At 69.5% G+C, this 22932-nt stretch carries 19 protein-coding genes; 13 read left to right on the plus strand and 6 right to left on the minus strand.

The features are described from left to right. The first annotated feature begins 16 nt into the window (after window positions 1-16). A complete protein-coding gene (locus DY023_RS08900; protein ID WP_245958640.1) occupies window positions 17-1216 on the plus strand; it encodes an MFS transporter in 1200 nt (399 codons plus the stop codon). A gap of 93 nt (window positions 1217-1309) precedes the next feature. Here the strand turns inward: DY023_RS08900 and DY023_RS08905 are convergent, their stop codons facing one another. The 4 genes from DY023_RS08905 to DY023_RS08920 all read right to left on the minus strand — a co-directional run bounded on the left by DY023_RS08905 (window position 1310) and on the right by DY023_RS08920 (window position 5916). Next, a complete protein-coding gene (locus DY023_RS08905) occupies window positions 1310-2341 on the minus strand; it encodes a LacI family DNA-binding transcriptional regulator (protein ID WP_116241982.1) in 1032 nt (343 codons plus the stop codon). Window positions 2342-2455: 114 nt separating this feature from the next. Further along, a complete protein-coding gene (locus DY023_RS08910) occupies window positions 2456-4114 on the minus strand; it encodes a glycoside hydrolase family 13 protein (protein ID WP_116241983.1) in 1659 nt (552 codons plus the stop codon). Window positions 4115-4179: 65 nt separating this feature from the next. After that, the gene (locus DY023_RS18425; protein WP_116241984.1) at window positions 4180-4941 is read right to left on the minus strand and encodes a ribonuclease H family protein; all 762 of its coding nucleotides are present in this window, start codon (window positions 4939-4941) and stop codon (window positions 4180-4182) included. Window positions 4942-4980: 39 nt separating this feature from the next. Beyond that, window positions 4981-5916, minus strand: a complete 936-nt coding sequence (locus tag DY023_RS08920) for a 2-hydroxyacid dehydrogenase (protein ID WP_116241985.1) — start codon at window positions 5914-5916, stop codon at window positions 4981-4983. 119 nt (window positions 5917-6035) lie between these two features. Between DY023_RS08920 and DY023_RS08925 the strand changes: the two genes are divergently transcribed. From DY023_RS08925 to DY023_RS08955, 7 genes are all read left to right on the plus strand, one after another. Further along, window positions 6036-7358 carry an ABC transporter substrate-binding protein gene (locus DY023_RS08925; protein ID WP_220347267.1) on the plus strand — a complete coding sequence of 441 codons (1323 nt, stop codon included), beginning with the start codon at window positions 6036-6038 and terminating at the stop codon, window positions 7356-7358. A 1-nt stretch (window position 7359) separates the two neighbouring features. Beyond that, on the plus strand, window positions 7360-8322 hold the full coding sequence (locus DY023_RS08930; protein WP_116241986.1) for a carbohydrate ABC transporter permease: 963 nt from the start codon (window positions 7360-7362) through the stop codon (window positions 8320-8322). Continuing rightward, on the plus strand, window positions 8319-9260 hold the full coding sequence (locus DY023_RS08935; protein WP_116241987.1) for a carbohydrate ABC transporter permease: 942 nt from the start codon (window positions 8319-8321) through the stop codon (window positions 9258-9260). The genes DY023_RS08930 and DY023_RS08935 overlap by 4 nt, the downstream gene beginning before the upstream one ends. Next, complete coding sequence (locus DY023_RS08940; RefSeq protein WP_116241988.1) at window positions 9257-10897, plus strand: amylo-alpha-1,6-glucosidase; 1641 nt, start codon at window positions 9257-9259, stop codon at window positions 10895-10897. Before DY023_RS08935 ends, DY023_RS08940 begins: the two co-directional genes overlap by 4 nt. Window positions 10898-11021: 124 nt before the next feature. Next, complete coding sequence (locus DY023_RS08945; RefSeq protein ID WP_116241989.1) at window positions 11022-12338, plus strand: ABC transporter substrate-binding protein; 1317 nt, start codon at window positions 11022-11024, stop codon at window positions 12336-12338. A gap of 1 nt (window position 12339) precedes the next feature. Then, a complete protein-coding gene (locus DY023_RS08950; protein ID WP_245958641.1) occupies window positions 12340-13308 on the plus strand; it encodes a carbohydrate ABC transporter permease in 969 nt (322 codons plus the stop codon). After that, window positions 13305-14201: a carbohydrate ABC transporter permease gene (locus DY023_RS08955; RefSeq protein WP_116241990.1), complete on the plus strand. Its 897-nt coding sequence runs from the start codon at window positions 13305-13307 to the stop codon at window positions 14199-14201. The genes DY023_RS08950 and DY023_RS08955 overlap by 4 nt, the downstream gene beginning before the upstream one ends. Here DY023_RS08955 and DY023_RS08960 read toward each other — a convergent pair. Further along, window positions 14191-14739: a TetR/AcrR family transcriptional regulator gene (locus DY023_RS08960; protein WP_116242022.1), complete on the minus strand. Its 549-nt coding sequence runs from the start codon at window positions 14737-14739 to the stop codon at window positions 14191-14193. The genes DY023_RS08955 and DY023_RS08960 overlap by 11 nt on opposite strands. A gap of 60 nt (window positions 14740-14799) precedes the next feature. Here DY023_RS08960 and DY023_RS08965 point away from each other — a divergent pair, with 60 nt between their 5' ends. Together DY023_RS08965 and DY023_RS08970 are read left to right on the plus strand one after the other, a co-directional pair. Next, a complete protein-coding gene (locus DY023_RS08965; RefSeq protein WP_116241991.1) occupies window positions 14800-15591 on the plus strand; it encodes an ABC transporter ATP-binding protein in 792 nt (263 codons plus the stop codon). Then, window positions 15591-16916 (plus strand): FtsX-like permease family protein, encoded by a 1326-nt coding sequence (locus DY023_RS08970; RefSeq protein WP_116241992.1) that lies wholly within the window; start codon window positions 15591-15593, stop codon window positions 16914-16916. The genes DY023_RS08965 and DY023_RS08970 overlap by 1 nt, the downstream gene beginning before the upstream one ends. 136 nt (window positions 16917-17052) lie before the next feature. Here DY023_RS08970 and DY023_RS08975 read toward each other — a convergent pair whose 3' ends face one another. Then, window positions 17053-17709 (minus strand): GntR family transcriptional regulator, encoded by a 657-nt coding sequence (locus DY023_RS08975; protein ID WP_116241993.1) that lies wholly within the window; start codon window positions 17707-17709, stop codon window positions 17053-17055. 121 nt (window positions 17710-17830) lie between these two features. Here DY023_RS08975 and DY023_RS08980 point away from each other — a divergent pair, with 121 nt between their 5' ends. The 3 genes from DY023_RS08980 to gcvPB are packed head-to-tail and all read left to right on the plus strand — an operon-like array spanning window position 17831 to window position 22928. Then, window positions 17831-19918 (plus strand): beta-galactosidase, encoded by a 2088-nt coding sequence (locus DY023_RS08980; RefSeq protein ID WP_220347268.1) that lies wholly within the window; start codon window positions 17831-17833, stop codon window positions 19916-19918. Further along, window positions 19915-21291, plus strand: coding sequence for an aminomethyl-transferring glycine dehydrogenase subunit GcvPA (gene gcvPA, locus DY023_RS08985; protein ID WP_116241994.1), 1377 nt, complete (start codon window positions 19915-19917; stop codon window positions 21289-21291). Before DY023_RS08980 ends, gcvPA begins: the two co-directional genes overlap by 4 nt. Next, window positions 21288-22928, plus strand: a complete 1641-nt coding sequence (gene gcvPB / locus DY023_RS08990; protein WP_116241995.1) for an aminomethyl-transferring glycine dehydrogenase subunit GcvPB — start codon at window positions 21288-21290, stop codon at window positions 22926-22928. Before gcvPA ends, gcvPB begins: the two co-directional genes overlap by 4 nt. The last annotated feature ends 4 nt before the right edge of the window (window positions 22929-22932 follow it).

Consider the following 22932-nt stretch of genomic DNA (forward strand, 5'->3'; position numbering starts at 1 on the left):
CTGGTTGGATTGTCAGGTGCACTCACTTAATCGCAGCGCCGGGCGCGCCGCGGGCATCGGCGCCCTGCTCTGGCTGTTCCTGGCGAACTTCGCGATGGGGATCGACGGCTATGTCCTGACCGGGCTGCTGCCGCAGATCGCCGGCGATCTGCACGTGCCGGAGGCCGCGGCGGGCCAGCTGATGAGCGTGTTCGCACTGACCAGCGCGATCGTCGGTCCCGTGCTCGGCGCCCTCACCGGACGGTTCGAGCGCAAGGCCACCATCGCGATCTCGCTCGCCGTGTTCGTGGTCGGCAACCTGATCGTCGGGCTCGCGCCCACCTACGCGTGGGCGATGTCCGGTCGGGTGATCTCGGCGGTCGGCGGGGCGCTGCTGAGCGCGGTCGTCGCCGCCTACGTCATCGCGATCACCCCGCCGGAACGCCGGGGGTGGGCGCTGTCGGTCGTGATGGGCGGCTTCCTCGCCGCGACGGCGCTCGGTGTGCCCGTCGGCCTGCTCCTCGGAGAGCAGGACTGGCGCATCCCGCTGTTCATCGTCGCCGGCATCGGCACGGTCGCGCTGCTCGGCATCCTGGCGTTCGTCCCCACGCTGCGCCTCCCGGCGCTGCCGCTGCGCGAGACGTTGCGGCCGCTCACCCGCGGACCGATCCTGACGGCGCTGCTGGTGCCCGTCGGCCTGATGGGGGCCAGCTACCTGTGCTTCACCTACGCGGCGCTGATCATCGGCCCGCGCACCGGGCTGGGGCTGGCGATGGTCGGTGTGCTGTTCGGCTACGGCGTCTTCAGTTTCTTCGGCAACATGTTCGCGGGGCGGGAGATCGACCGCAACGGACCCGACCGCGTGATCACGACCATCATCATCGCGCTGATCGGGTTCATGCTGCTCGGCACCGCAGGTCTGGCGCTGCCCGGAGTCTGGGGCATCGTCTCGATCCTGGTGTGGTTCTTCGGCACGGCGACGTTCAACGGCGGTTCGGGCGTCTCGCTGCAGTCCCGGCTCGCGATGATGGCGCCGGACTCGGTCGCCCTGGTCGTCGCGCTGAACACCAGCGGCATGATGCTCGGCTCGGCGATCGGCAGCGCGGCAGGCGGCGCGGCGCTCGCCGCCGGCCTGCCCGCGGACATGCTCATCCCGCTGGCGTCGGTGTTCCTGGTGATGTCGCTGGTCGTGCACCTGCTCCTGATCCGCCGCGGCGACAAGAAGCCCGTGCTCTGAGCCGGGTGCTTCCTTCCGTTCCGGTCTCACTGGTTGCGGGTGTCGCTGGCGCGGACCCGCATCCGTTGAGACCGGAAGTGAGTGAAGGTCGGGTCAGCGACGGGACGACGAGGTGCGCGGATGCAGCAGCGCCGTCGTGCCGCGCACGATGAGCTCGTAGGGCAGCGCCGTCTGCGGCGTCTGCGAGCCTTCGTCCTCGAGGCGGGCGAGCACGGTGCCCGCCGCCCGCTCACCCTGGCCGAGCGGGAACTGGTCGACCGTCGTGAGCTGGAAGAACTCGCCCAGCTCGTGGCCGTCGATGCCGATCACAGAGAGGTCTTCAGGAACGCGGAAGCCCAGGTCGCGTGCGGCGAGGATCGCGCCGATCGCCATCTCGTCGGATGCCGCGAAGATCGCGGTCGGACGGGGACCGGGCCGTCCGAGCAGCTGCTTCGCCGCGCGGAAGCCGCCGTCCACTGTGAAGTCCGCGGGCTCGAGAAACGCGTGGTTGACCGGAACCCCGGCATCCTCCAGCGCCTGCTCGAAGCCGAGACGGCGCTGACTGGGCACGTGGAAGTCGAGGTCGAATTCGGGGTTCGCGCCGATGTGCGCGATGTCGCGGTGGCCGAGGCCCAGCAGGTGCTCGGTCGCGAGCCGCGCCATGGCGGTGTCGTCGACGGTGAGCGTGTTCAGCTGCGGATTCGGCCCGCCGATGGCGATCACGGGCAGGCCGAGCGCGAGCAGCTGCGCCGACTCGTCGTCGTCGAGCTCGATCGACACGGCGATCACGGCGTCCACGCGCTGGCGCCGCAGTGCGGTGTGGAACACCTCGCGCCGCACCGCGGCATCCGCCGTGATGTTGTACAGCGTGATGTCGTAACCCTGCTTCATCAGGGCGGACGAGACCCCCGAGAGTACGGTCGCGAAGAACCAGCGGTCGAGGTACGGCACGATCACGCCGATGTTTCGCGTGCGGCCGGATGCCAGGCTGGAGGCGCGCGACGAGACGACATAGCCGAGCTGGTCGGCGGCCTCCTGCACCCGCTCGCGGGCGGCGGCGGACACGTGCCCGCGCCCGCTGAGCGCGCGCGAGACCGTCGCTGTGGAGACGCCCGCCAGCTTGGCGACCTCGTCGATACTCGTCATCGCAGATCCTTCATCGGATTTCCCTCGGCTCCGGTCGCGCACTTGGCCAGTGCGAACCCGTCTGCACTAGCAAAGCACGCGACCGGAGCGGAGGATGGGGGAGGTTCTGGCTGGTCAGGCCTTGGTGAACCAGGCGGCGGTGTTCGGGGGCAGAGCGGTGCCGGTGAACGGCTCGCTCTGCACCAGGAAGGTCACGTCGCCGCCGAGCTCCACCGGCTCGGTGCCGAGGTTCGCGACCACGTGGATGTCGCCGCGGCGGAACGCCACCGTGTCATCCGCTGCATCCTCCCAGACCAGCGAGCCCGAGCCGAGAGCGTGCTCGCGACGCAGCACGATCAGCCGCTTGTACAGGTTGAGGGTCGAGTCGGCGTCGCCCTCCTCGACGTCGCGCGCGTAGCGCGCCCACTCGTCGGGCTGCGGCAGCCAGGAGTCCCCGGTGTCGTTGAAGCCGTAGGCCGGCGCATCCGCCGACCAGGGCAGCGGCACGCGGCATCCGTCGCGGCCGTAGCGCTCGCCGTTCGTGCGGAACCAGGTGGGGTCCTGGCGGAACTCGTCCGGGATCTCCATGGCCTCGGGCAGGCCGAGCTCCTCGCCCTGGTACAGGTACGCCGAGCCGGGCAGCGACAGCATGAGGGTGGTCGCCGCGCGTGCGCGCGACAGGCCGATCACCGCGTCGGGCTTGCCGGCCGACTTCGGTCCGATGCCCTCACCCTGCGGGTTGTCGGCGGTCAGAGCCAGGCGGGAGGCGTGCCGCACCACATCGTGGTTCGAGAGCACCCAGGTGCTCGGCGCGCCGACTCCGCCGAACTCGTCGAGCGACTCGCGGATCACGCCGCGCAGCCGCTCGGCGTCCCACGGCGTCATCAGGTACGGGAAGTTGAACGTCTGGTGCATCTCGTCGGGACGCACCCAGAGCGAGGTCTGCTGGAGGGTGGGCAGCCAGGCCTCGCCGCACAGCGCGCGGTCGCCGTCGTACTCGGCCATCACCTGGTGCCAGTCCCGGTAGATGTCGTGCACACCGGGCTGGCCCCAGTACGGCACGTCGTCCTCGCCGCCGCCCATCGAGTCGGCATCCGCCGGCGGGGTGTAGTCGGGCAGGCCGTCCTTCTTGATCATGCCGTGCGCCACGTCGACGCGGAACCCGTCGACGCCGCGATCGAGCCAGAAGCGCAGGATGCTGCGGAACTCCTCGCGCACCTCCTCGTTGGTCCAGTCGAAGTCGGGCTGGGTTGCGTCGAAGATGTGCAGGTACCACTGACCGGGGGTGCCGTCGGCCTCGGTCACGCGGGTCCATTGGCCGCCGCCGAAGACGGACTCCCAGTTGTTCGGCGGAAGCTCGCCGTTCTCGCCTTTGCCGTCGCGGAAGATGTAGCGGGCGCGCTCGGGGCTGCCCGGCGCGGCCTTCAGCGCCTCCTGGAACCAGACGTGCTGGTCGGAGGAGTGGTTCGGCACGAGGTCGACGATGACGCGGATGCCGCGGGCGTGCGCCTGTGCGAGCATCTCGTCGAAGTCGGCGAGCGTGCCGAACAGCGGGTCGACGTCGCGGTAGTCGGCCACGTCGTAGCCGGCGTCACGCTGCGGGCTGGTCATGAACGGGCTCAGCCAGATGGCGTCGACGCCGAGTTCCTTGAGCGAGTCGAGCCGGCTGGTGATGCCGGGCAGGTCGCCGATGCCGTCGCCGGATGCATCCGCGAAGGAGCGGGGGTAGATCTGGTAGATGACGGCGGTGCGCCACCATTCGGAGCCGGGGGCGGCGATCTGCTCGAGGGTCATGAGCACCAGGGTACTGCAAACGCTTACAGTCCCGCCAGGGGCGGGGTCGAATCGATTCGGGCGCGTCAGATCAGGCGACGCAGGGCCTCTTCGAGTGAAACGCCCTGCGCGTCGGCGCGGTCGCGCAGGCGGGCGTGCTCGTCGGCGGAGAGATGCAGGCGCAGATCGATCGCCTGGGCGACGGGTGCGAGATCGAGTGCCTCGAGCAGATCGGATGCCTCGGCCCAGAGCTGCGGAGCGACGGCGGGCGCCGCGGCGGCGGATGCGCGGGGCGCGGCCGCTTCGCGGAGTGCGGGGTCCTCGTGCGACGGTGCGGATGCCGCGACAGGTGCGGATGCCGCGACGGCGGCGCCTGCTCCGGTCGCCATCGTGAAGCCCGGCCCGCGCCGCGGCTCCTGCATCTGCTGGTACGCCTTGGCGGCGGCGTTCGCGCGCTCGTCCGCGGCCTCGTTCAGGTCGTGACCGGCGTGGCCCTTGACCCACTCGAAGCGCACATCGCGGCCGGACATCGCCTCGTCGAGAGCCTTCATCAGCTCCTGGTTGAGCACCGCGCCGCCGTCGGCCTTGCGCCAGCCGCGACGCTTCCAGCCCGGCATCCACTTGGTGATGGAGTCGATCACGTACTTGCTGTCGCAGAGGATCAGCAGGCTCTCGTCGGTGCCCGCGGTCGCGCGCAGCAGTTCGAGCACCGCCTGCAGCTCACCCTGGTTGTTCGTGCCGTGCGGCGATCCGCCGGCGGCCCAGTTCGCGTCGTCGATGTACCAGGCCCAGCCGTTCGGGCCGGGATTGCCCAGGGCGGAGCCGTCTGCGGCGGCGGTGATCGTCATCCTTCAACCGTAACGGCGGGCGTCGACGCCGGCCTGCGCTCAAGCCCCCGGGATCACCACGTTCAGCGGCGGCTCGCCGGCCAGCATCCGCTCGATCTGCGCGCGCACCAGGCGCGCGATCCGGGGGTTCATCGCGGTGGATGCACCGCCGACGTGCGGGCTGACGACCAGTCCGGGTGCCGACCAGAGCGGATGCCCCGCGGGCAGCGGCTCGGGGTCGAAGACGTCGAGTGCGGCGCGCAGCCGCCCCGACTGCAGCTCCGCGAGAAGCGCGGAGGGGTCGATCAGCGGCCCGCGGCCGACGTTCACGAGCAGGGCGCCGTCCGCCATGTGCGCCAGCATCCCGGCGTCGAACAGGTGATGCGTGGCGTCGCCGCCCGGCAGCGAGAGCACGACGATCTCGGCATCCGGCAGCAGCGCGGGCAGCTCGTCGATGCCGTGCACGGCGACCTCGCCGACCCCGTCCACCTGCTCCACGCGCGGGCTGCGCGCGACCGCCGTCATCTCCACCTCGAACGGCGCCAGGCGCCGCGCGATGCCGGTGCCCACGCCGCCGAACCCGACCAGGAGGACGCGCCGGTCAGCCAGGCTCTCCGCGAAGACCGGCGACCATTCGCCCCGATCCTGCGCGCGCACGAACCGGGGGAACTGCCGCTGTGCGACGAGCATCAGCGCGACCGCGAGTTCGGCGGTCGACGCCTCGTGCACGGAGGCCGCGTTTGCGAACGTCATCCCGGTCGGAAGTCTCTCCGCGACGCCGTCGTATCCGATCGACTGGCTCTGCACGAGCCCCACGTCCAACCCCTGCAGGGCCGACAGCGCCCCCGCCGAGCCCATGTACGGAGGCACGACGATGTCGAGCCGCGGTGCCGGCGGCGGCGTCGTGAAGTCCCAGACGTGCAGTTCTGCGCCGTCGGGGAGGGCTCCGATGTTGGCGGCGAGGCGGTCGGTGGGGACGGTCACGACGAGGGTCATGTGATCGAGATTAGCCTTACGCCTTGACAAGAACTGCGTTTTGTATACAGAATACGGAGGGCAATCACAAACGCCGGCTACCCATCCGGCACCCTTCCAAAGACGAAAGAGGTGAAGCGGTGGCTCTCTCACGCGCAACCATCAGGAAGTCCCTCGCTCTCGGTGCGATCCTCGCGCTCGGCGCGGGGCTGGCCGCCTGCAGCGGCGGCAACTCCGGCGGCGGCAGCGTCGGCGCCGACGGCAAGGCGACCGTGGTCTGGTCGACCTGGGGCTCGGCCGACGAGCTCACCCGCTACAAGGAGTTCAACAAGGAATTCATGGAGCGGCACCCCGACATCACCGTCAAGTTCCAGCCGGTGGCCGGCTACGGCGACTACCACTCCAAGCTGCTCGCGCAGCTGACCAGCAACACGGCGCCGGATGTCTTCTACGTCGGTGACGACATGGTCGGCCAGTTCGTCGACTCCAAGCGCCTCATGCCGATGAAGAAGCTGATGGAGTCCGACGCCAGCGAGACCAAGCCCGACGACTTCTTCCCGGGCCTGTTCGGCGCCGCCGAGAAGGACGGCGAGTACTACGCCGCCCCCAACGACTCCAACCCCGACGTGCTCTGGTACGACAAGGAGGCGCTGAAGGCCGCCGGTGTCACCGAGGACCCCGCCACCCTGGCCGAGAGCGGCGAGTGGACCACCGACAAGTTCCTCGAGATGAACGAGAAGCTGCACGATGCGGGCCTCATCGGCTCGATGTACTGGAACTACTGGGCCACCCACTGGAGCTGGCTGAAGTCCCAGGGCGCCGAAGACCCGTACAACGAGGCCGGCGAGTTCACCGCGAACAAGGACGACAAGACCGTCGAGCTGATGCAGCAGCTGGGCGACCTGTTCCAGAGCAAGACGTTCGTCGTCGCCGACACCATGCCCGAGACCGCGGGCGCCGACAGCCAGTTCGTCACCCACAAGGCCGGCTTCTTCGTGCAGGGCCGCTACACGATCGGCTCGCTCGAGGCCGCCGACGTGAAGAACGACTCCTACGACATCGTGCGCTGGCCGACCCCCGACGGTGAGGCCGCGCCGACCGGCGTGGCGACGAGCTTCCTCGCGATGAACGGCAAGACCAAGGTGAAGGACGCCGCGTTCACCTTCTGGACCGAGTACCTGAGCGCCGAGGGTCAGACCTTCCGCCTGCAGGGCGGCGGCAACGCCGTCCCGTCGATCAAGGGCGCGGACGACGTCGTGCTCGAGGAGGACTACCCGGCGCACGCCCAGACCTTCCTCGACATGCGCGACATCGGCTTCGAGGACTACGCGGCCGAGGCCCGCGTGCCCGGCCTGCCGGTCGCGATCGCCGAGGAGTTCCAGAAGCTCTACGAGGGCAAGGAAGATGCGCAGACCGCACTGGACAACGCCGCCGAGCTGGTGAAGAAGCGTTCGGCCGAGTGACATGTCGGCAGTACTGACTGACGGGGGGATGCCGCAGGCCACGCCTGCGGCATCCGCCCCCGTGATGCGCAAGGAGGCGGCGTGGCGCCGCCGCGACCGACGCTGGGGGTACTTCTTCGTCGCCCCGCAGCTGGTCGGCATGTTCCTGTTCGTGGTCGTCCCGTTCGCGGCGAGCCTCGTGCTCGCGTTCGCGCGCTGGGACGGCCTGACCGACCTGGAGTGGGTCGGCTTCTCGAACTTCACCTCGCAGTTCCAGGACGAGCTGCTGTGGCGCTCGATCCTGAACACCCTCATCATCGCCGCCATCACCGTTCCGATCGGTCTCGGCCTCGCGGTGATGGTCGCGGTGGCGCTGGAGAAGCTGAAGACCCGCACTCTCTACCTGATGCTGTTCTTCGCCCCGGTGATGACCTCCACGGTCGCCATCGCGATGATCTGGCAGCAGATGTTCCGTTCCGACGGCGTGATGTCGGCGTTCATCTCCCGGGTGTTCGGCATCGCCCCTCCCGCCTGGCTGGAAGACCCGAAGCTCGCCCTGATCGCCGTGTGCATCGTGGCGATCTGGTCCTCGCTCGGCCTGAACGTGATCATCTTCCTGGCCGGCTTGCAGAACATCTCGCCCTCGGTCATCGAGGCCGCGCGCATCGACGGCGCGGGCGCCTGGCGTCTCTTCTGGAGCATCCGCCTGCCGCTGCTCTCGCCGATCATGTTCTTCTCGTCGGTGATCGCCTTCATCTCCTCGCTGCAGACCTTCGACATCGTCTACGTGCTGGTCTCCGGCGGCGGCCCCGACAACGCCACGCGCACGATCGTGTACCACATCTACGACCTCGGCTTCGGGCGCTTCGAGTTCGGCCCGTCGAGCGCGGCATCCATCATCCTGCTGATCCTGACGCTGATCATCACCGCGATCCAGTTCGGCGCGCAGAAGAAGTTCGTGCACTACGAGGACGACCCCGAATGAGCATCACGAACCCCTCCCTCACCGACGGCGCGATGCTGCCGGCCACCGACTCGACCATCGCGCTGGTCGCGCCGGGAAAGAAGCAGCGGCGGCGCCCCACCGGCGGCGGCAGGCGCCGCAGCGGCAACATCGTGCTGCACGTCCTGCTGATCCTCGCCGGCCTGTCGATGGTCTTCCCGTTCATCTGGATGCTGCTCACGTCCTTCAAGACGCTGCCGCAGCTGCTGAAGGATCCGCTGTCGTTCTTCCCGAGTCCGTGGACCAGTGAGAACTACGTCGAGGCCTGGAACGCGGTGCCGTTCGGGCAGGCCTACCTGAACAGCGCGTACATCACGATCCTGGTCGTGGTCGGCACGCTGATCACTGCGTCGATGGCCGGGTACGCGTTCGCGCGCATCCGCTTCAAGGGCAGCAAGGCGCTGTTCATCATCTTCCTCGCGACGCAGATGATCCCCTCGCAGGTCACGCTGATCCCGTTCTACCTGCTCATGACGCAGTTCGGATGGGTGGACTCGCACCTCGCGCTGATCGTGCCGGGCATGATCGCGAACCCGTTCGCGGTGTTCCTGATGCGGCAGTTCGTGCTGGGCCTGCCGAAGGAGCTCGAGGAGGCCGCGCTGGTGGACGGCGCCGGACGCTGGCGCATCTTCTGGAACATCGTGCTGCCCAACCTCAAGCCCGGTCTGGCGGCGCTCGCGATCATCACGGCGCTCGGAGTCTGGAACGCGTTCCTGTTCCCGCTCGTGCTGCTGAACACGCCGGACCTGTTCACCGTGCCGCTGCTGCTGACCTCGTTCCAGAGCCAGTTCGGCTCGATCAACTACGGACTCGTGATGGCGGCGTCCGCGATCGCGACCGTGCCGATGCTGATCGTGTTCGTGATCGGCCAGCGCAAGATCCTCAACAGCATGGCCGCCTCGGGACTGGGGGGACGATGAGCTTCGCCGAACTCGCCGGTCGTCACCTCGACCTGGTCACCGCCCCGTTCACGCTGCCGAAGTCGCGCATCCTCGTCTTCCGGGATGAGGATGCCGCAGACGGCACGCTGCGCGTGCACACCTCGGAGTACGAGCGGTGGCTGGACGACTGCCGCGTGCTCGACGGGCTCGCGGTGCTGGATGCGGCGGGCGCGGTGCTGCCGGTGACCGACGTGCTCCCGCATCGGATCGCCTTCGGTGACGTCGCGTCCCTGACCTTCGACGGGCCGGGGGCGCTGAGCCTCGCAGGCTCGGCCGGAACGCGCGTGCGGCTCAGGTTCCCGGACGGCCGCGTCGAGGAGCATCCGCTCGACTCCGGCATCCGGCTCGAGGTCGCGGCCGACCGATCCGTGACCGCGTCGGACGGCGACCACGCCGCCGCACTCGCCTCCTGCGAGGCGCAGTGGGATGCCTGGTTCACGAAGTGCCCGGTCGTCCGCGACGACCTGCAGCAGATGGCCGCGTTCTGCTGGTGGGTGCTCGGGGCGAACATCGTCTCGCTGCCCTCGCTGGGCGACGCCCGCGGGGTGGTGCCGTCGAAGATCGGCTATGTCGGCGTGTGGCAGTGGGACGCGTACTTCATCGCGGTCGGTCTGCGGCACGGCGACCCCGAGCTCGCCCGCGAGCAGCTCGACATCGCCTTCCGGTTCCCGAGAGCGGACGGGCAGCTGCCCGACGTCGTGCATGAGCTCGGGGTGCTGGCCACCAGCGACGACCTGCCCGAAGGCGACCGCGCCAAGCTGCGTCGCACCGGCTCCGCGGTCGCCGACCCCACCGCTCCGGTGCCGCTGACCAAGCCGCCGCTCGCGGCCTGGGCGCTGCGCAAGGTGCTCGAGGCCGAGGACGCTCCGGACTGGGCTCGCGCCCAGCTCGCGACGATCATCCGCTCGCAGGACTGGTGGTTCGCGGGCTCGGATCTCGACGGCGACGGGATGCCGGAGTACGGGCATCCGTACTCGTCGGGTCTGGATGACAGCCCGATCTTCGACGGGCCGATCCCGACTGCGGCTCCCGACCTGGGCGCCTACCTGGTGCAGCAGGACCGCGAGATCGCGGGGTTGCTCGCCCGCTACGAGCCGGAAGCCGACACCGCCCCGTTCCTGGAGCGCTCCGCGCGCACCGAGCAGCTGCTGCACGGGATGTGGGACGACGACCTCGGCCGCTTCCTCGCCTTCGGCGACGGCCAGCGCATCGAAAGCGACACCGTGGTGGGGCTCATGCCGCTGCTCACCGGCACGCTGCCGGACGGCATTCGCGACGCCCTGCACGGTGCCATCGACGACCCGGCGCGCTTCGGTCTGGAGTGGGGCCTGCCGACGGTCGCGGCGTCCGACCCGGACTTCTCGCCGGAGCGGATGTGGCGGGGGCCGATCTGGATCAACACCGCGGCGCTCATCGCCGAAGGGCTGGAATCGTCCGGATACCCGGAGCGCGCACGCGCGCTGCGCGAGCAGACCGTGCGCCTGGTGGTGCACGGCGGCGGCCCGCACGAGTACTACAACCCGCGCACGGGCTTCAAGGCCGAGCGGGCGACGACCGCCTTCGGGTGGTCCGCCGCCTGGTTCCTCGACCTCGCGGTCATGCTCAGCGAGGACTGAGCCGCGGTCGACAGATGCCCCTCCGGATGATCCGGAGGGGCATCTTCGCGTCTGGGGAGGGGTGTTGTCCACGTCAACATCCGTGTACTGTATGCAATATCCAGTTTGTGACGAGGAGGTCAGGATGAAGCGACGCGGAATGCTTGCGGTAGCTGTCTCGGCGACGGTGGCCATCGCCCTGTCGGGCTGTGCGTTCGGAGGCGGCGCCCCCGCCGGCGACGGCAAGGCGCTCGAGAAGGACGGCGGCGCCACCGGCGAGATCACCATCTGGTCCTGGGATGTCGCGGCCACGGCGCTCAAGCGCCTCGCCGCCGACTACGAGAAGGACCACGAGGGCGTCACGATCAAGGTCGTCGACATCGGCTACGACAACGCCTACGACAAGATCTCGGTCGGCCTGCAGGCCGGGACCGGCCTGCCCGACATGATCACGCTCGAGACCGACAAGAACCAGAGCTACATCACCCAGTTCCCGAAGGGCTTCACCGACCTCTCGCCGGTGTTCGGCGACGACAAGGCCGACTTCGACCCGTTCAAGTGGGACACCGGCACCGACGAGGACGGCAAGCTGCGCATGGCGCCGTGGGACTCCGGCACGGTCGGGCTGTTCTACCGCACCGACTACTTCGAGCAGGCCGGCGTCGATCCGGCATCCGTCGCGACCTGGGACGACCTCGTCGCCGCGGGCGAGACGATCAAGGCGAAGCTCGGCAAGACGCTGCTGACGGCCGACCTGTCGGCCGGCGGCCCGTTCTCGATGATGCTGCAGCAGCAGGGCCAGGGCCTGTTCAACGCCGACGGCGAGATCACGGTCAACACCCCGGAGGCCGTCGAGACCCTCACACTGCTGCAGGAGATGCAGCAGAAGGGCCTGATCAAGAACGCCAAGGGCTGGGACGCCAGCGTCACCAGTGCGAAGGACGGCGACTCGGCCGTCACGCCAGAGGCCGTCTGGTGGATCGGCACGCTCGAGGGCGAGGCGCCGGAGCTCTCGGGCAAGTACGCCGTGCGCGACCTGCCGGTGTTCGCCGACGGCGGCGCTCCCACGTCCAACAACGGCGGTTCGGGCCTCGCCATCCCCACGCAGGCGAAGAACCCGCAGCTCGCGGCCGACTTCATGGACTTCGTGCTCGCCGACGACGACAACCAGGCGAGCATGATGAAGGAGGAGGGGCTGTTCCCCGCCTACCTGCCGGCGCTGCAGTCGGACTACTTCCAGCAGCCGAGCGAGTACTTCGGCGGGCAGACGGTCTTCCAGACCTTCGCCGACCTCACGCCGCAGATCCCGTCGATCACGTTCACGTCCGACCAGTCGGTCGCCGCGGACGCGGTCTCGAACGCGGTCGCGGCCGCGGTGCTGAACGGCGAGGACCCCAAGAAGGTGCTCGACGACGCAGCAGCGCAGATCGCGAACTCGACCGGCCGGAAGATCGCCGGCTGAGATGAGTGTCGCCAGCACGACCCGGAGCCACGGCGAGACCCGCCGCGGCTCCGGCGCACCGACGGATGCCGGAGGGCCGGACCCCCGGGCGTCCCGATCCAGCCGGCGCTTCGCCGCCCGCATGCACCGGCCGGGCATGTGGTTCGCCCTGCCCGCCGCCGCGCTGCTGGTGATCTTCTTCGCCTACCCGCTCGCGGTGTCGCTGCTGCAGAGCTTCTTCAAGACCTCGGGCGGGGTGTCGACGTTCGTCGGGTTCGAGCAGTACGCCCGGATGTTCCGCGACCCGCTCGTGATCAAGAGCCTCGGCAACGCGCTGCTGATCCTCGTGGTGCAGGTGCCGATCATGATCGCCCTCGCGGTCGGCCTCGCGTACCTGCTGAACCAGGCGTGGCTGCGGTTCCGCTCCGGTTTCCGGCTGATCACGTTCCTTCCCGCGATCACCACGCTGGTCGCGTACTCGGTGGTGTTCCGGGTGATCATGACCACCGACGGCGGCATGCTCAATCAGTTCCTCGCGCTGTTCGGCGCGGGACCGATCGACTGGCTGAACAACGAGTGGTGGGCGCGCGTCGCGGTTATCGCGTCGATCACCTGGCGCTGGACCGGCTACAACATGGTCATCATCCTCGCGGGCCTGCAGTCCATCCCCGCCGAACTGTACGAGGCGGCGCGCATCGACGGCGCCGGTCGCTGGCAGACCTTCTGGCACGTCGTCGTGCCCCAACTGCGCCCGGTGCTGATCTTCACCACCGTCACGTCGACCATCGGGGCGCTGCAGCTGTTCGACGAGAACTTCATCCTCACCGGCGGCGGTCCGAACAACGCCACCCTGACCCCTGTGCTCTACCTCTACAAGATCGGCTTCCAGCAGTTCGACTTCGGGTATGCGAGCGCTCTGGCGTGGATGCTCGTCATCCTCACCGGCATCATCGCGGTGATCCAGTTCCGCATCATGAGGGAGAAGCCATGACCACGCAGCTGATCACGACCGGACGTGAGCGGCGGAGCGGGATGCCGGATCGTCGGCGCGGCGAGCCGCTGGCGCGGCGCATCATCCTGCGCAGCCCGGTATATCTGGTGCTGATCATCGCGAGCGCACTCGCGCTGATCCCGTTCCTGTGGATGGTCATCGCGTCGACGCACAAGACCAGCGACCTCTTCGTCACGCCGCTGCCGCTGCTGCCCGGCGGGGAGTTCTGGGCGAACCTCGGCCGGCTGCAGGAGACCATCGGCTTCGGTCAGGTGATGCTCAACAGCGTGCTGGTCGCCGTGATCTACACGGTGTTCAGCTCGATCGTCAGCATCATGGCCGGATACGGCCTGGCCACGTACCGGTTCCGCGGTCGCGGCGTGCTGCTCGGCGTGATCCTCGTGACGATGATGATCCCGATGCAGGTGCTGCTGGTGCCGCTGTTCCAGATGATGGCCAGTGCGGGGCTGATCGACACCTATCAGGCGCTGATCATTCCGTTCCTCGCGAACGCGTTCGGCATCTTCCTCATGCGGCAGGGGTTCCTGGACTTCCCGACGACCCTCATCGAGGCGGCGCGCATCGACGGGGCATCCGAGCTGCGCACGTTCTACCGGATCGTGCTGCCGGTGGCCCGCCCGCAGATCGCGGCGCTGATCATCTACACGTTCATCAGCCAGTGGAACTCGTTCATCTGGCCGCTGCTCATGCTGAACAGCGAGGACAAGTACACGATCCCGGTGGCGCTGAACACGATGATCGGCCTGAGCCGGGTGGACTACTCCGGGCTGATGCTGGGTTCGCTGCTGGCCACGCTGCCGCTGTTCATCCTGTTCCTGGTGTTCCAGAAGCAGTTCGTCGCCGGCCTGCTCGGGGGTGCGGTCAAGGGCTGACTGCGGCGACTCCGGAGGCCGCGGCGATCTGCTCCGCGCTCGGCGCGGCATCCGGATCGATCAGCCACTGCGCCGCAAGGCCGACGAGCGCGGCGTAGCACCGCGCGCCCACCGCGGCGGCGTCGTCGGCGCCGCCGAAGGTGCGGGCCAGCGCCTCCCGGGCGAGGCGCTGGCCTTCGGCGATCATCCCCCGGATCTCATCGTCGGCGCGGGCGGAGGAGAGCGACTCGAAGTTCACCGCCCAGAGGTCGCGGTTGGCCTGGATCGACACGATGATGCGCCCCCAGACGGCGACATCGTCCCGGCGCGCTGCCTCGTCGGCCGGCCGCGCGAGCGCGGCGAAGAGGACGTCGCCCCACTCGCGGTTCAGATCGCGCAGGGCGGTCGTGAGGAGCTGCTCCTTCGAGCCGAAGTGGTAGTTGATCGAGGCCTGGTTGGCGCCGGATGCCGCGACGAGGTGGCGCACGGTGGTGCGCTCGTACCCGACGGTCAGCAGACATTCCTTCGCCGCCTTCAGCAGCTTGTCGCGGTTGCTCACGTTCTCCATCCTATGATAAACAATCGTTTACAACGAATGTTTATCTATCGAGGAGGTCTCATGTCCGTCCGTCATGTCCCCGACCGCACCCGGTCCGCCCTCAGCGTGCGGGGCATCCACCATGAGTACGAGAGCTCGAGCGGCACCGTCCGGGCGCTGCGCGGTGTCGACCTCGAGGTCAGCACCGGCGAGTTCGTGGCGATCATGGGGCCGTCCGGCTCCGGGAAGACCACGCTGCTGAACTGCTCGGCGGGACTTCAGCGCGCATCCGCGGGGGAGATCCGACTGGGGGAGCACTCCATCGCCGAACTCGACGAGACCCGGCTGGCCCGGCTGCGCCGGCGTGAGCTCGGGTTCGTGTTCCAGTCCTTCAACCTGCTGCCGGCGCTCAGCGTGATCGACAACGTCGAGCTCCCGGTGCGCCTGGACGGTCGACCGGTCGATCGCCGGAGGACGCTGGACCTGCTCGGCCGGGTCGGTCTGGCCGAGCGGGCGGATCGGCGACCGGACCAGCTCTCCGGCGGGCAGCGACAGCGGGTGGCGATCGCGCGCGCCCTGGTGACCGATCCCCGTATCGTCTTCGCCGACGAGCCGACCGGCGCGCTCGATCTGCGCAGCGCCAAGGATGTGCTCGATCTGCTCCGCCGCCTCGCCGACCGTGGACAGACCATCATCATGGTCACCCACGACCCCGTCGCTGCGTCGTTCAGCGACCGGGTGCTGTTCCTCGCCGACGGCCGCATCGTCTCGCAGCTCGAGCGCCCGGATTCGCTGACGGTGGCGGCGACGATGGCCGAACTCGTGGAGTCCGCCGAGGTCGCCGCCACCGGCGTCGGGACGGGGGCGCGCTGATGCCTGCGCTGGCATTCCGGTCGGTGCTGCGCCATCGCGCGAGCACCTTGGCCACGGGGGTCATCGCCGTCATCGGCACCGCCATGGTCGTCGCGATGGCCGCTCTTCTCGCCACCGGGCTCACGGCCGGCGAGCGGTCGGAGTTCCTGACGCTGTTCCCGATGATCGTCGGTGGATGGATCGTCGTCATCGTCGTCTTCGCCATGGCCTCCACCGTCGGAGTCACCCTCGAGGGGCGCACGGACGAGTTCACCGGGCTGCGTCTGATCGGGGCTGAGCCGGGACAGATCCGACGGTTGATCGTGTTCGAGACGGCGCTGGTGTCGATCGCTGCCGCCGTTCCCGGTGCGGCGCTGGGAGTGCTCCTGGGTGGCGCGGCCATGGCGGGGATCCGCGCAGGTGGGGTCGTCGACCCGTCGACACCGTACGCGTCCGGCGTTCTCGCGCCGTTCGTCGGCGCGGCGGTCGTCATCTCGGCGTCCGTCGTCGCCGGGATTCTGGCTGGACGGCGCCCGGCGCGCGGCAGCGTGCTGGGCGCGCCTGGAGAGGGGCGTGAGCAGGCTCGGCGTGGAATGCGTCGCGTGCTCGCTGCCCTCGTCGTGTTCGCGGGTGCCGGCACGGCGGCGGCGACGCTCGCCTCCGGCCCCGCGGATCTTCTGGCCACCGCAACCACTGGGCCGGCGTGCATCCTGCTCGCCGTCGGAGCCTGCCTCTTCGCGCCGGAGCTCATCCTCCTCGCCGGCATGGCGACGCGCGGCACGGCGGCATCCGCCTGGCTCGCAGCGCGGAATCTCGATGCGGCGCCGGAGCGGGTGCGCCCGCTCGTGACATTCCTGACCCTGTTCGTCGGAGTCGCCGCCGGCACCCTCGGGATGCAGGGCATCGAGAACGCGGCCGGATCGGCGATGCCGGACGCCGATCTCATCGCGACGATCAACTACCTGGTGGTCGGCCTGCTCGCCGGCTTCATGGCGGTCGCCCTGGTGAACAACCTCGTCGCCGCCGTGCTGAGACGCCGTGCCGAGTTCGGGATGATGCGCCTGATCGGTTCGACCCCGAAGCAGACGCAGCGGATGCTGCTGCGAGAAGTCGCTGCGGCGACGGTCGTGAGCGTTCTGGCTGGAGGTGCCGCCGCCCTGGTCTCGACGATTCCGTACTCGGTGGTCAAGACGGGCGCGCCCTGGGCGGCGCTCGTCCCGGTGCCGTACCTCGCGGCGGCCGCGGTGGGTGCGCTCCTGGCGCTGGTCGTCGCCGCGCTCGCCGGGCGCCGCGCGGTGCCGGGGGCCCGAGGTGGGCGACGGCGAGCGGTCGCGGCACCGGCGTGACCCCGGCATCCGATCCCGCCGCCGCAGCAGCGGCGGCGGTGGTCGGCGGCAGGGCCCACCAGGTCGCAGTTCGTCTCGGTATCCGTGCGGGATACCGGGACGAACCGCGACGCGAGCGGATGCCGGCGGAAGCTGCTCAGGCCGCGAAGTAGGCGCTGGACGAGTTGTCCAGGATGCGGCGCATGCCCTGCATCCAGTTCTGCTTGAGTGCCTCGACGGCAGCCGGCACGTCGCCGGCGGCGAGGGCGTGCGCGATCGCGGCGTGCTCGGCGGCGACGCGGTCCACCTTGACGTCGTCGGCGACGAGCAGCGCCTCGTAGCGGTGGAACGATCCTCGGACGCTCTCGATCACATCGATCAGGCGCTTGTTGGGGCACACCGAGAGCATCAGGGCGTGCCACTCGTCGTCCTTGGTCATCACGAGGGCGTGCTCGACGTGCTCGTCGGTGAAGCCCTCTGCGAGCTCGACCAGCCGTGCGCCGACGCGCTGCAGCTCATCGACGGGGCTGAGCTCGAGGGCGAGGCTCTCGAGCGTCGCCATCACCGGCGCGAGATCCTCGAACTCCCCGGCGCTGAGCGGCACGAAGCGGAAGCCCTTGCCGTTCTCGCTGGTGATCTGCCCTTCCGACTCGAGAGCGATCAGCGCCTCACGCAGCGGAGTGCGACTCACGCCGAGCTCTGCGGCCAGCTGTACCTCGTTGATGCTCTCGCCGGGCTGCACCTGGCCGGTGCGCATGCGGGTGAGGAGCTCTTCGCGAACCTGCGAGCGCAGGTTCTTCCGTTCGATAGCCATGTGGTCCCCTTCGGCCTCCGGTCAGCCTACGGCTTGACCGGCTCCCGGATTCGCCATACGCTTGTTGTATACAGAATACATTGAACAGTGTTTCTGCACCAGACTCAGAGAGGAGCCCCTCGTGCCCCAGCAGCGCGACGACGAGCGCATCCGGGAGGTCCGGATCGATTCCCTCGCCTTCGGCGGCGACTACAACCCCGACCAGTGGTCCGAGGAGACGTGGCTCGAGGACATCCGTCTCATGAAGGAGGCGGGCGTGACCATGGTCAGCCTGCCGATCTTCAGCTGGCCGCAGATCGAGCCCGAGCCCGGCGTCTACGACTGGGGCTGGCTCGACCGCATCCTCGATCTGCTGCACGAGGCCGGCATCCGCATCGACCTCGCCACCGCCACCGCGACGCCGCCGTCCTGGCTGCTGCGCGCGCACCCCGAGATGGGACCGTCCGACTCCGAGGGGCACCGCCTCGAGTTCGGCTCGCGGCAGACCTACTGCCCGTCCTCGCCGATCTGGCGCGAGAACGTCGCCCGGATGACCCGTGCCATGGCCGAGCGCTACGGCGAGCACCCCGGCCTCGCCATGTGGCACATCTCGAACGAGTACGGCGATCACGTCTCGCGGTGCTGGTGCGACGAGTCCGCCCGGCACTTCCGGCGCTGGCTGCAGGACCGCTACGGCGACCTCGACGGACTGAACGAGGCCTGGGGCGTCAACGTCTGGGGCCAGCGCTACACGTCGTGGGACCACATCGCGACGCCGAAGAAGGCTCCGGGGCCGATCAACCCCACTCAGCTGCTCGACTTCGAGCGGTTCTCCTCCGACGCGATGCTCGAGCTCTTCCAGCTCGAGATCGACGTGCTCCGCGAGGTCACGCCCGACATCGCCGTGACCACCAACTTCATGAGCATGCTGCGCGACCTGAACTACTGGGACTTCGCCGCCGCCGAGGACATCGTCACCGATGACGCCTACCCCGAGCCCGCCGACCCCACCGCGCACGTCGGGGCGGCGCTGAACTACGGCTACATGCGCTCGCTCAAGGGCGGCCGGCCGTGGCTGCTGCTCGAGTCGTCGGCCAGCGCCACCAGCTGGCGCGACATCAACGTGCCGAAGGCGCCGGGCAAGATCCGCGTGGAGAGCCTGCAGACCGTCGCGCACGGCTCGGACGCCGTGATGTTCTTCCAGTGGCGCCAGGCCAAGTACGGCCAGGAGAAGTTCCACTCGTCGATGCTGGGCCACCGGGGCGAGCGCTCGCGCAGCTACCAGGAGACCAAGGCGCTCGGCCTCGAGCTCAAGAAGCTCGAGCCGGTGCGCGGCACCCGGGTGCGCTCCCGCGTGGCGCTGGTGATCGACCACGACTCCTGGTGGGGCTCGACCCAGATCGAGTCGCTGCCCTCGCAGCGGCTGCAGTGGGCCCAGCAGGCCCGCGCCTGGCACCGCGGCATGTACTCGCTCGGCCAGCCGGTCGACGCGGTGCGCGCCACCGGCCCGTTCGACGAGTACGACGTCGTCATCGCGCCGAACCTCTACATCCTCGAGCAGCCGCAGGCAGACGCCCTGCGCGCCTTCGTCGAGAACGGCGGCCACCTGGTGGTCGGCCCGTTCTCGGGGGTGGTGGATGCCACCGAGAAGGTGCACGACGGCGGCGCACCCGGCCCGCTGCGCGACCTGCTCGGCGTCGAGGTCGACGAGCAGTGGCCCCTGTCCGATGGCGAGACGACCGGCATCCGATACGGCGACCGGGACCTGGTCGTGCCGCACTGGAGCGAGTGGCTCGAGGCCGACGGCGACACCGAGGTGCGCGGCGGCTACGCCGGAGGTGTGCTCGACGGGCTGCCCGCGATCACGCGGCGGCGCGTCGGCGACGGCACCGCCTGGTACGTCAGTGCGATGTTCCAGCACGAGGGCCTGCTGACGGTGTTCCGCGACGTGCTCGACACCGCAGGGCTGCCGGCCCGCGCCGACGTCGACGTGAACGCCGAGGCGGTCACCCGCACCGACGGCGACACCGACTACACCTTCCTGCTGAACCACGGCGCCGAGCCGATCGCGTGGAACGCGCACGGCACCGACCTGCTCACCGGCACGGCTCACGACGGCCGCGTCGACCTGGGTCCCTACGGCGTCGCGGTGCTGGCCGCACCGTCGACCTCCGACATCCCGTTCCCCGAACTGTTGACCGCAACCGCATCCGTGAAGGAGCAAGCATGACGTCTGCCTTCGTGCATCCGTACATCCCCAACACGGCACCCGAGACGCGAGCGGCGATGCTCGCGGCGACCGGTGCCGAATCCATCGAGGAGTTCTACGCCGACGTGCCGGAGTCGCTGCGGCTGCGGCGCGCCCTCGACCTGCCCGCGCCCCTGGTGGCCGAGCAGGACCTGGCGCGCCACGTGCGCGGCCTTCTCGCGAAGAACCGGTCCACCGCCGAGCGGCTCAGCTTCCTCGGCTCGGGAACGTACAACCACTACGTGCCCGCGGTCGTCGACGAGGTGATCGGCCGCAGCGAGTTCCTCACCGCCTACGCCGGTGAGCCGTACGAGGACCATGGCCGGTTCCAGGCGCTCTTCCAGTACCAGTCGATGATGGCTGAGCTGCTCGAGATGGACGTCGTCAACGTGCCCGTCTACGACGGGTACCAGGCCACGGCGACCGGCATCACCATGTCGGCGCGCCTCACCGGGCGGTCGAAGGTGCTCGTCGCCAGCGACGTGCTGCCGGCGAAGTACTCCAAGGTGCTCGACTACGTGCGTGCCCACGTCGAACTCGTCACGGTCCCGACAGTGGACGGCACCGCCGACGCGGGTGCGGTCCGTGCCGCGCTGGGCGACGACGTCGCCGCGGTGTGGATCGAGACGCCCAGCGCCACCGGCGCGATCGAGTCCGCACTGCGCGAGATCTCCGACGCCGCGCACGCCGCAGGGGCCGTGGTCGTCGTCGGCACCGACCCGATCGGCTACGGCGTGCTCGCAACGCCGGCCTCGGCCGGGGCCGACATCGTCACCGGAGACATCCAGTCCCTCGGCATCCATCAGTGGTTCGGCGGCGGGCACGGCGGCTTCATCGCCGTGCACGACGAGCCGAGGTTCGTGATGGAGATGCCGTCGCGGCTGTTCGGCCTCGCCACCACCGACGTCGAGGGCGAGTACGGCTTCGGCGACGTCGCCTACGACCGCACCTCGTTCGCGCACCGTGAGGCGGGCAAGGAATGGGTCGGCACCGCCGCGGCCCTGTGGGGCATCGCCGCCGGCGTCTACCTCGCGTTGATGGGCCCGGCAGGCATGGCCGAGCTCGGCGAGGTGCTGCTGGCCCGCACCCGCTACGCGCAGCAGGCGCTCACTGCCATTCCCGGCATCCGGCTCGGCGACACGGCCACGCACCTGCGCGAGTTCTCGGTCGAGCTGCCCGTCCCCGCAGCGGACGTCATCGCGGCGCTGCGTGCCCAGGGCATCGAGCCCGGCGTCGCGACCGCGGAGCGCACGCTTCTGGTGTGCGTCACCGAGATCAACACCCAGTCCGACATCGACCGCCTCGCCGGCGCCATCGGTGCGCTGGTCGCTGCTGCAGAGGAGCAGAACCGATGAGCCTTCCCGTCGCCCCCAAGCCGGCGATCCGCCGCTTCCACCAGGCATCCTGGGACGAGCCGGTCATCTTCGAGCTGTCCACGCCCGGTGAGCGCGGCGTGCTGGTCAGCCCGCTCGAGCAGGGCGTGCGCGACCAGGTCGGCGATGTCGTCGCAGACCTGCCCGCATCGCTGCGCCGCAGCTCGGCGCCGAAGCTGCCCGAGATGGGGCAGATGCGCGTGCTGAAGCACTACCTGCGGCTGTCGCAGGAGAACCTCGGCGCCGACTTCAACGTCGACATCGGCCAGGGCACCTGCACCATGAAGTACTCGCCGAAGATCAACGACCAGCTGATCGGGGTGCCGCAGCTCACCGAGATGCACCCGCTGCAGAATCCCGCAGACGCGCAAGGCGTGCTCGAGATCGTCTGGCAGCTGGAGCGGATGCTCGCCGAGATCTCCGGCATGGACGAGGTCTCGCTGCACACCCAGGGCGGGTCGGCCGCCATCTGGTCGAACATCGCCATGATCCGCGCCTACCACGAGGCGAACGGCGAGGGCGAGCAGCGCCGCGAGGTCATCACGACCATCTTCAGCCACCCGTCCAACGCGGCGGCGGCGAAGGCGGCCGGCTACGACGTCATCACGGTGTTCCCCGACGCTGACGGCTACCCCGACATCGAGGCGCTGAAGGCCGCCCTGTCGCCGCGCACCGCGGCCATCATGGTCACCAACCCCGAAGACACCGGCATCTACAACCCGGCGATCAGGGAGTGGGTCGACGCGGCGCACGCGGTGGGCGCGCTCGCTTCGTACGACCAGGCCAACGCCAACGGCATCCTCGGCATCACCCGCGCCCGCGACGCCGGTTTCGACGTCTGCCACTTCAACCTGCACAAGACGTTCTCGACGCCGCACGCCTGCGGCGGGCCGGGTGCCGGCGCGAACGCCGTGAGCGCGGCTCTCGCGCCGTTCCTGCCCGGCCCCCGCGTCACCCGCCTCGACGACGGCACCTTCGACGTCGTGGCCGGCGACGAGCAGTCCATCGGCGCCGTCGCGCCGTTCCACGGTGTGATCCCGAACCTGGTCCGCGCGTATTCGTGGATCATGGCGCTGGGCGCGGAGGGGCTGCTGGCCGCCGCCGAGATCGCGGTGCTGAACAACAACTACCTGCTGGCGAAGGTGCTGGAGATCCCCGGCGCATCCGCGCCGTACGCCGAGGGGCGCCGCCGCATCGAGCAGGTGCGCTACTCGTGGGAGGACCTGTACCAGGAGACCGGCATCACCTCCGAGGAGATCGGTGTGCGGCTGAGCGACTTCGGCATGCACTACTGGACCAGCCACCACCCTTACGTGGTGCCGCAGCCGTTCACTCTCGAACCCACCGAGTCGTACTCGAAGAGCGAGATCGACGAGTACGTCGCCGCGCTCGCCGAGGTCGCCCGTGAGGCGCGGGAGACCCCCGAGGTCGTGCGAACCGCGCCGCACAACCAGACCGTGCACCACACCCACCACGACGACCTGGACGACCCGGAGCGCTGGGCCATCACCTGGCGCGCGTACCGCCGGAAGTACTTCGGCGAGGTGCCCGCCGGCGCGATCGCCAGCGGGCTGCCCGGCGAGACGTCGGCGCCTGAGCTCGCCACCTGGGGGCACTGATCCC

Source organism: Microbacterium bovistercoris (assembly GCF_003387575.1).
GTDB lineage: Bacteria > Actinomycetota > Actinomycetes > Actinomycetales > Microbacteriaceae > Microbacterium > Microbacterium bovistercoris.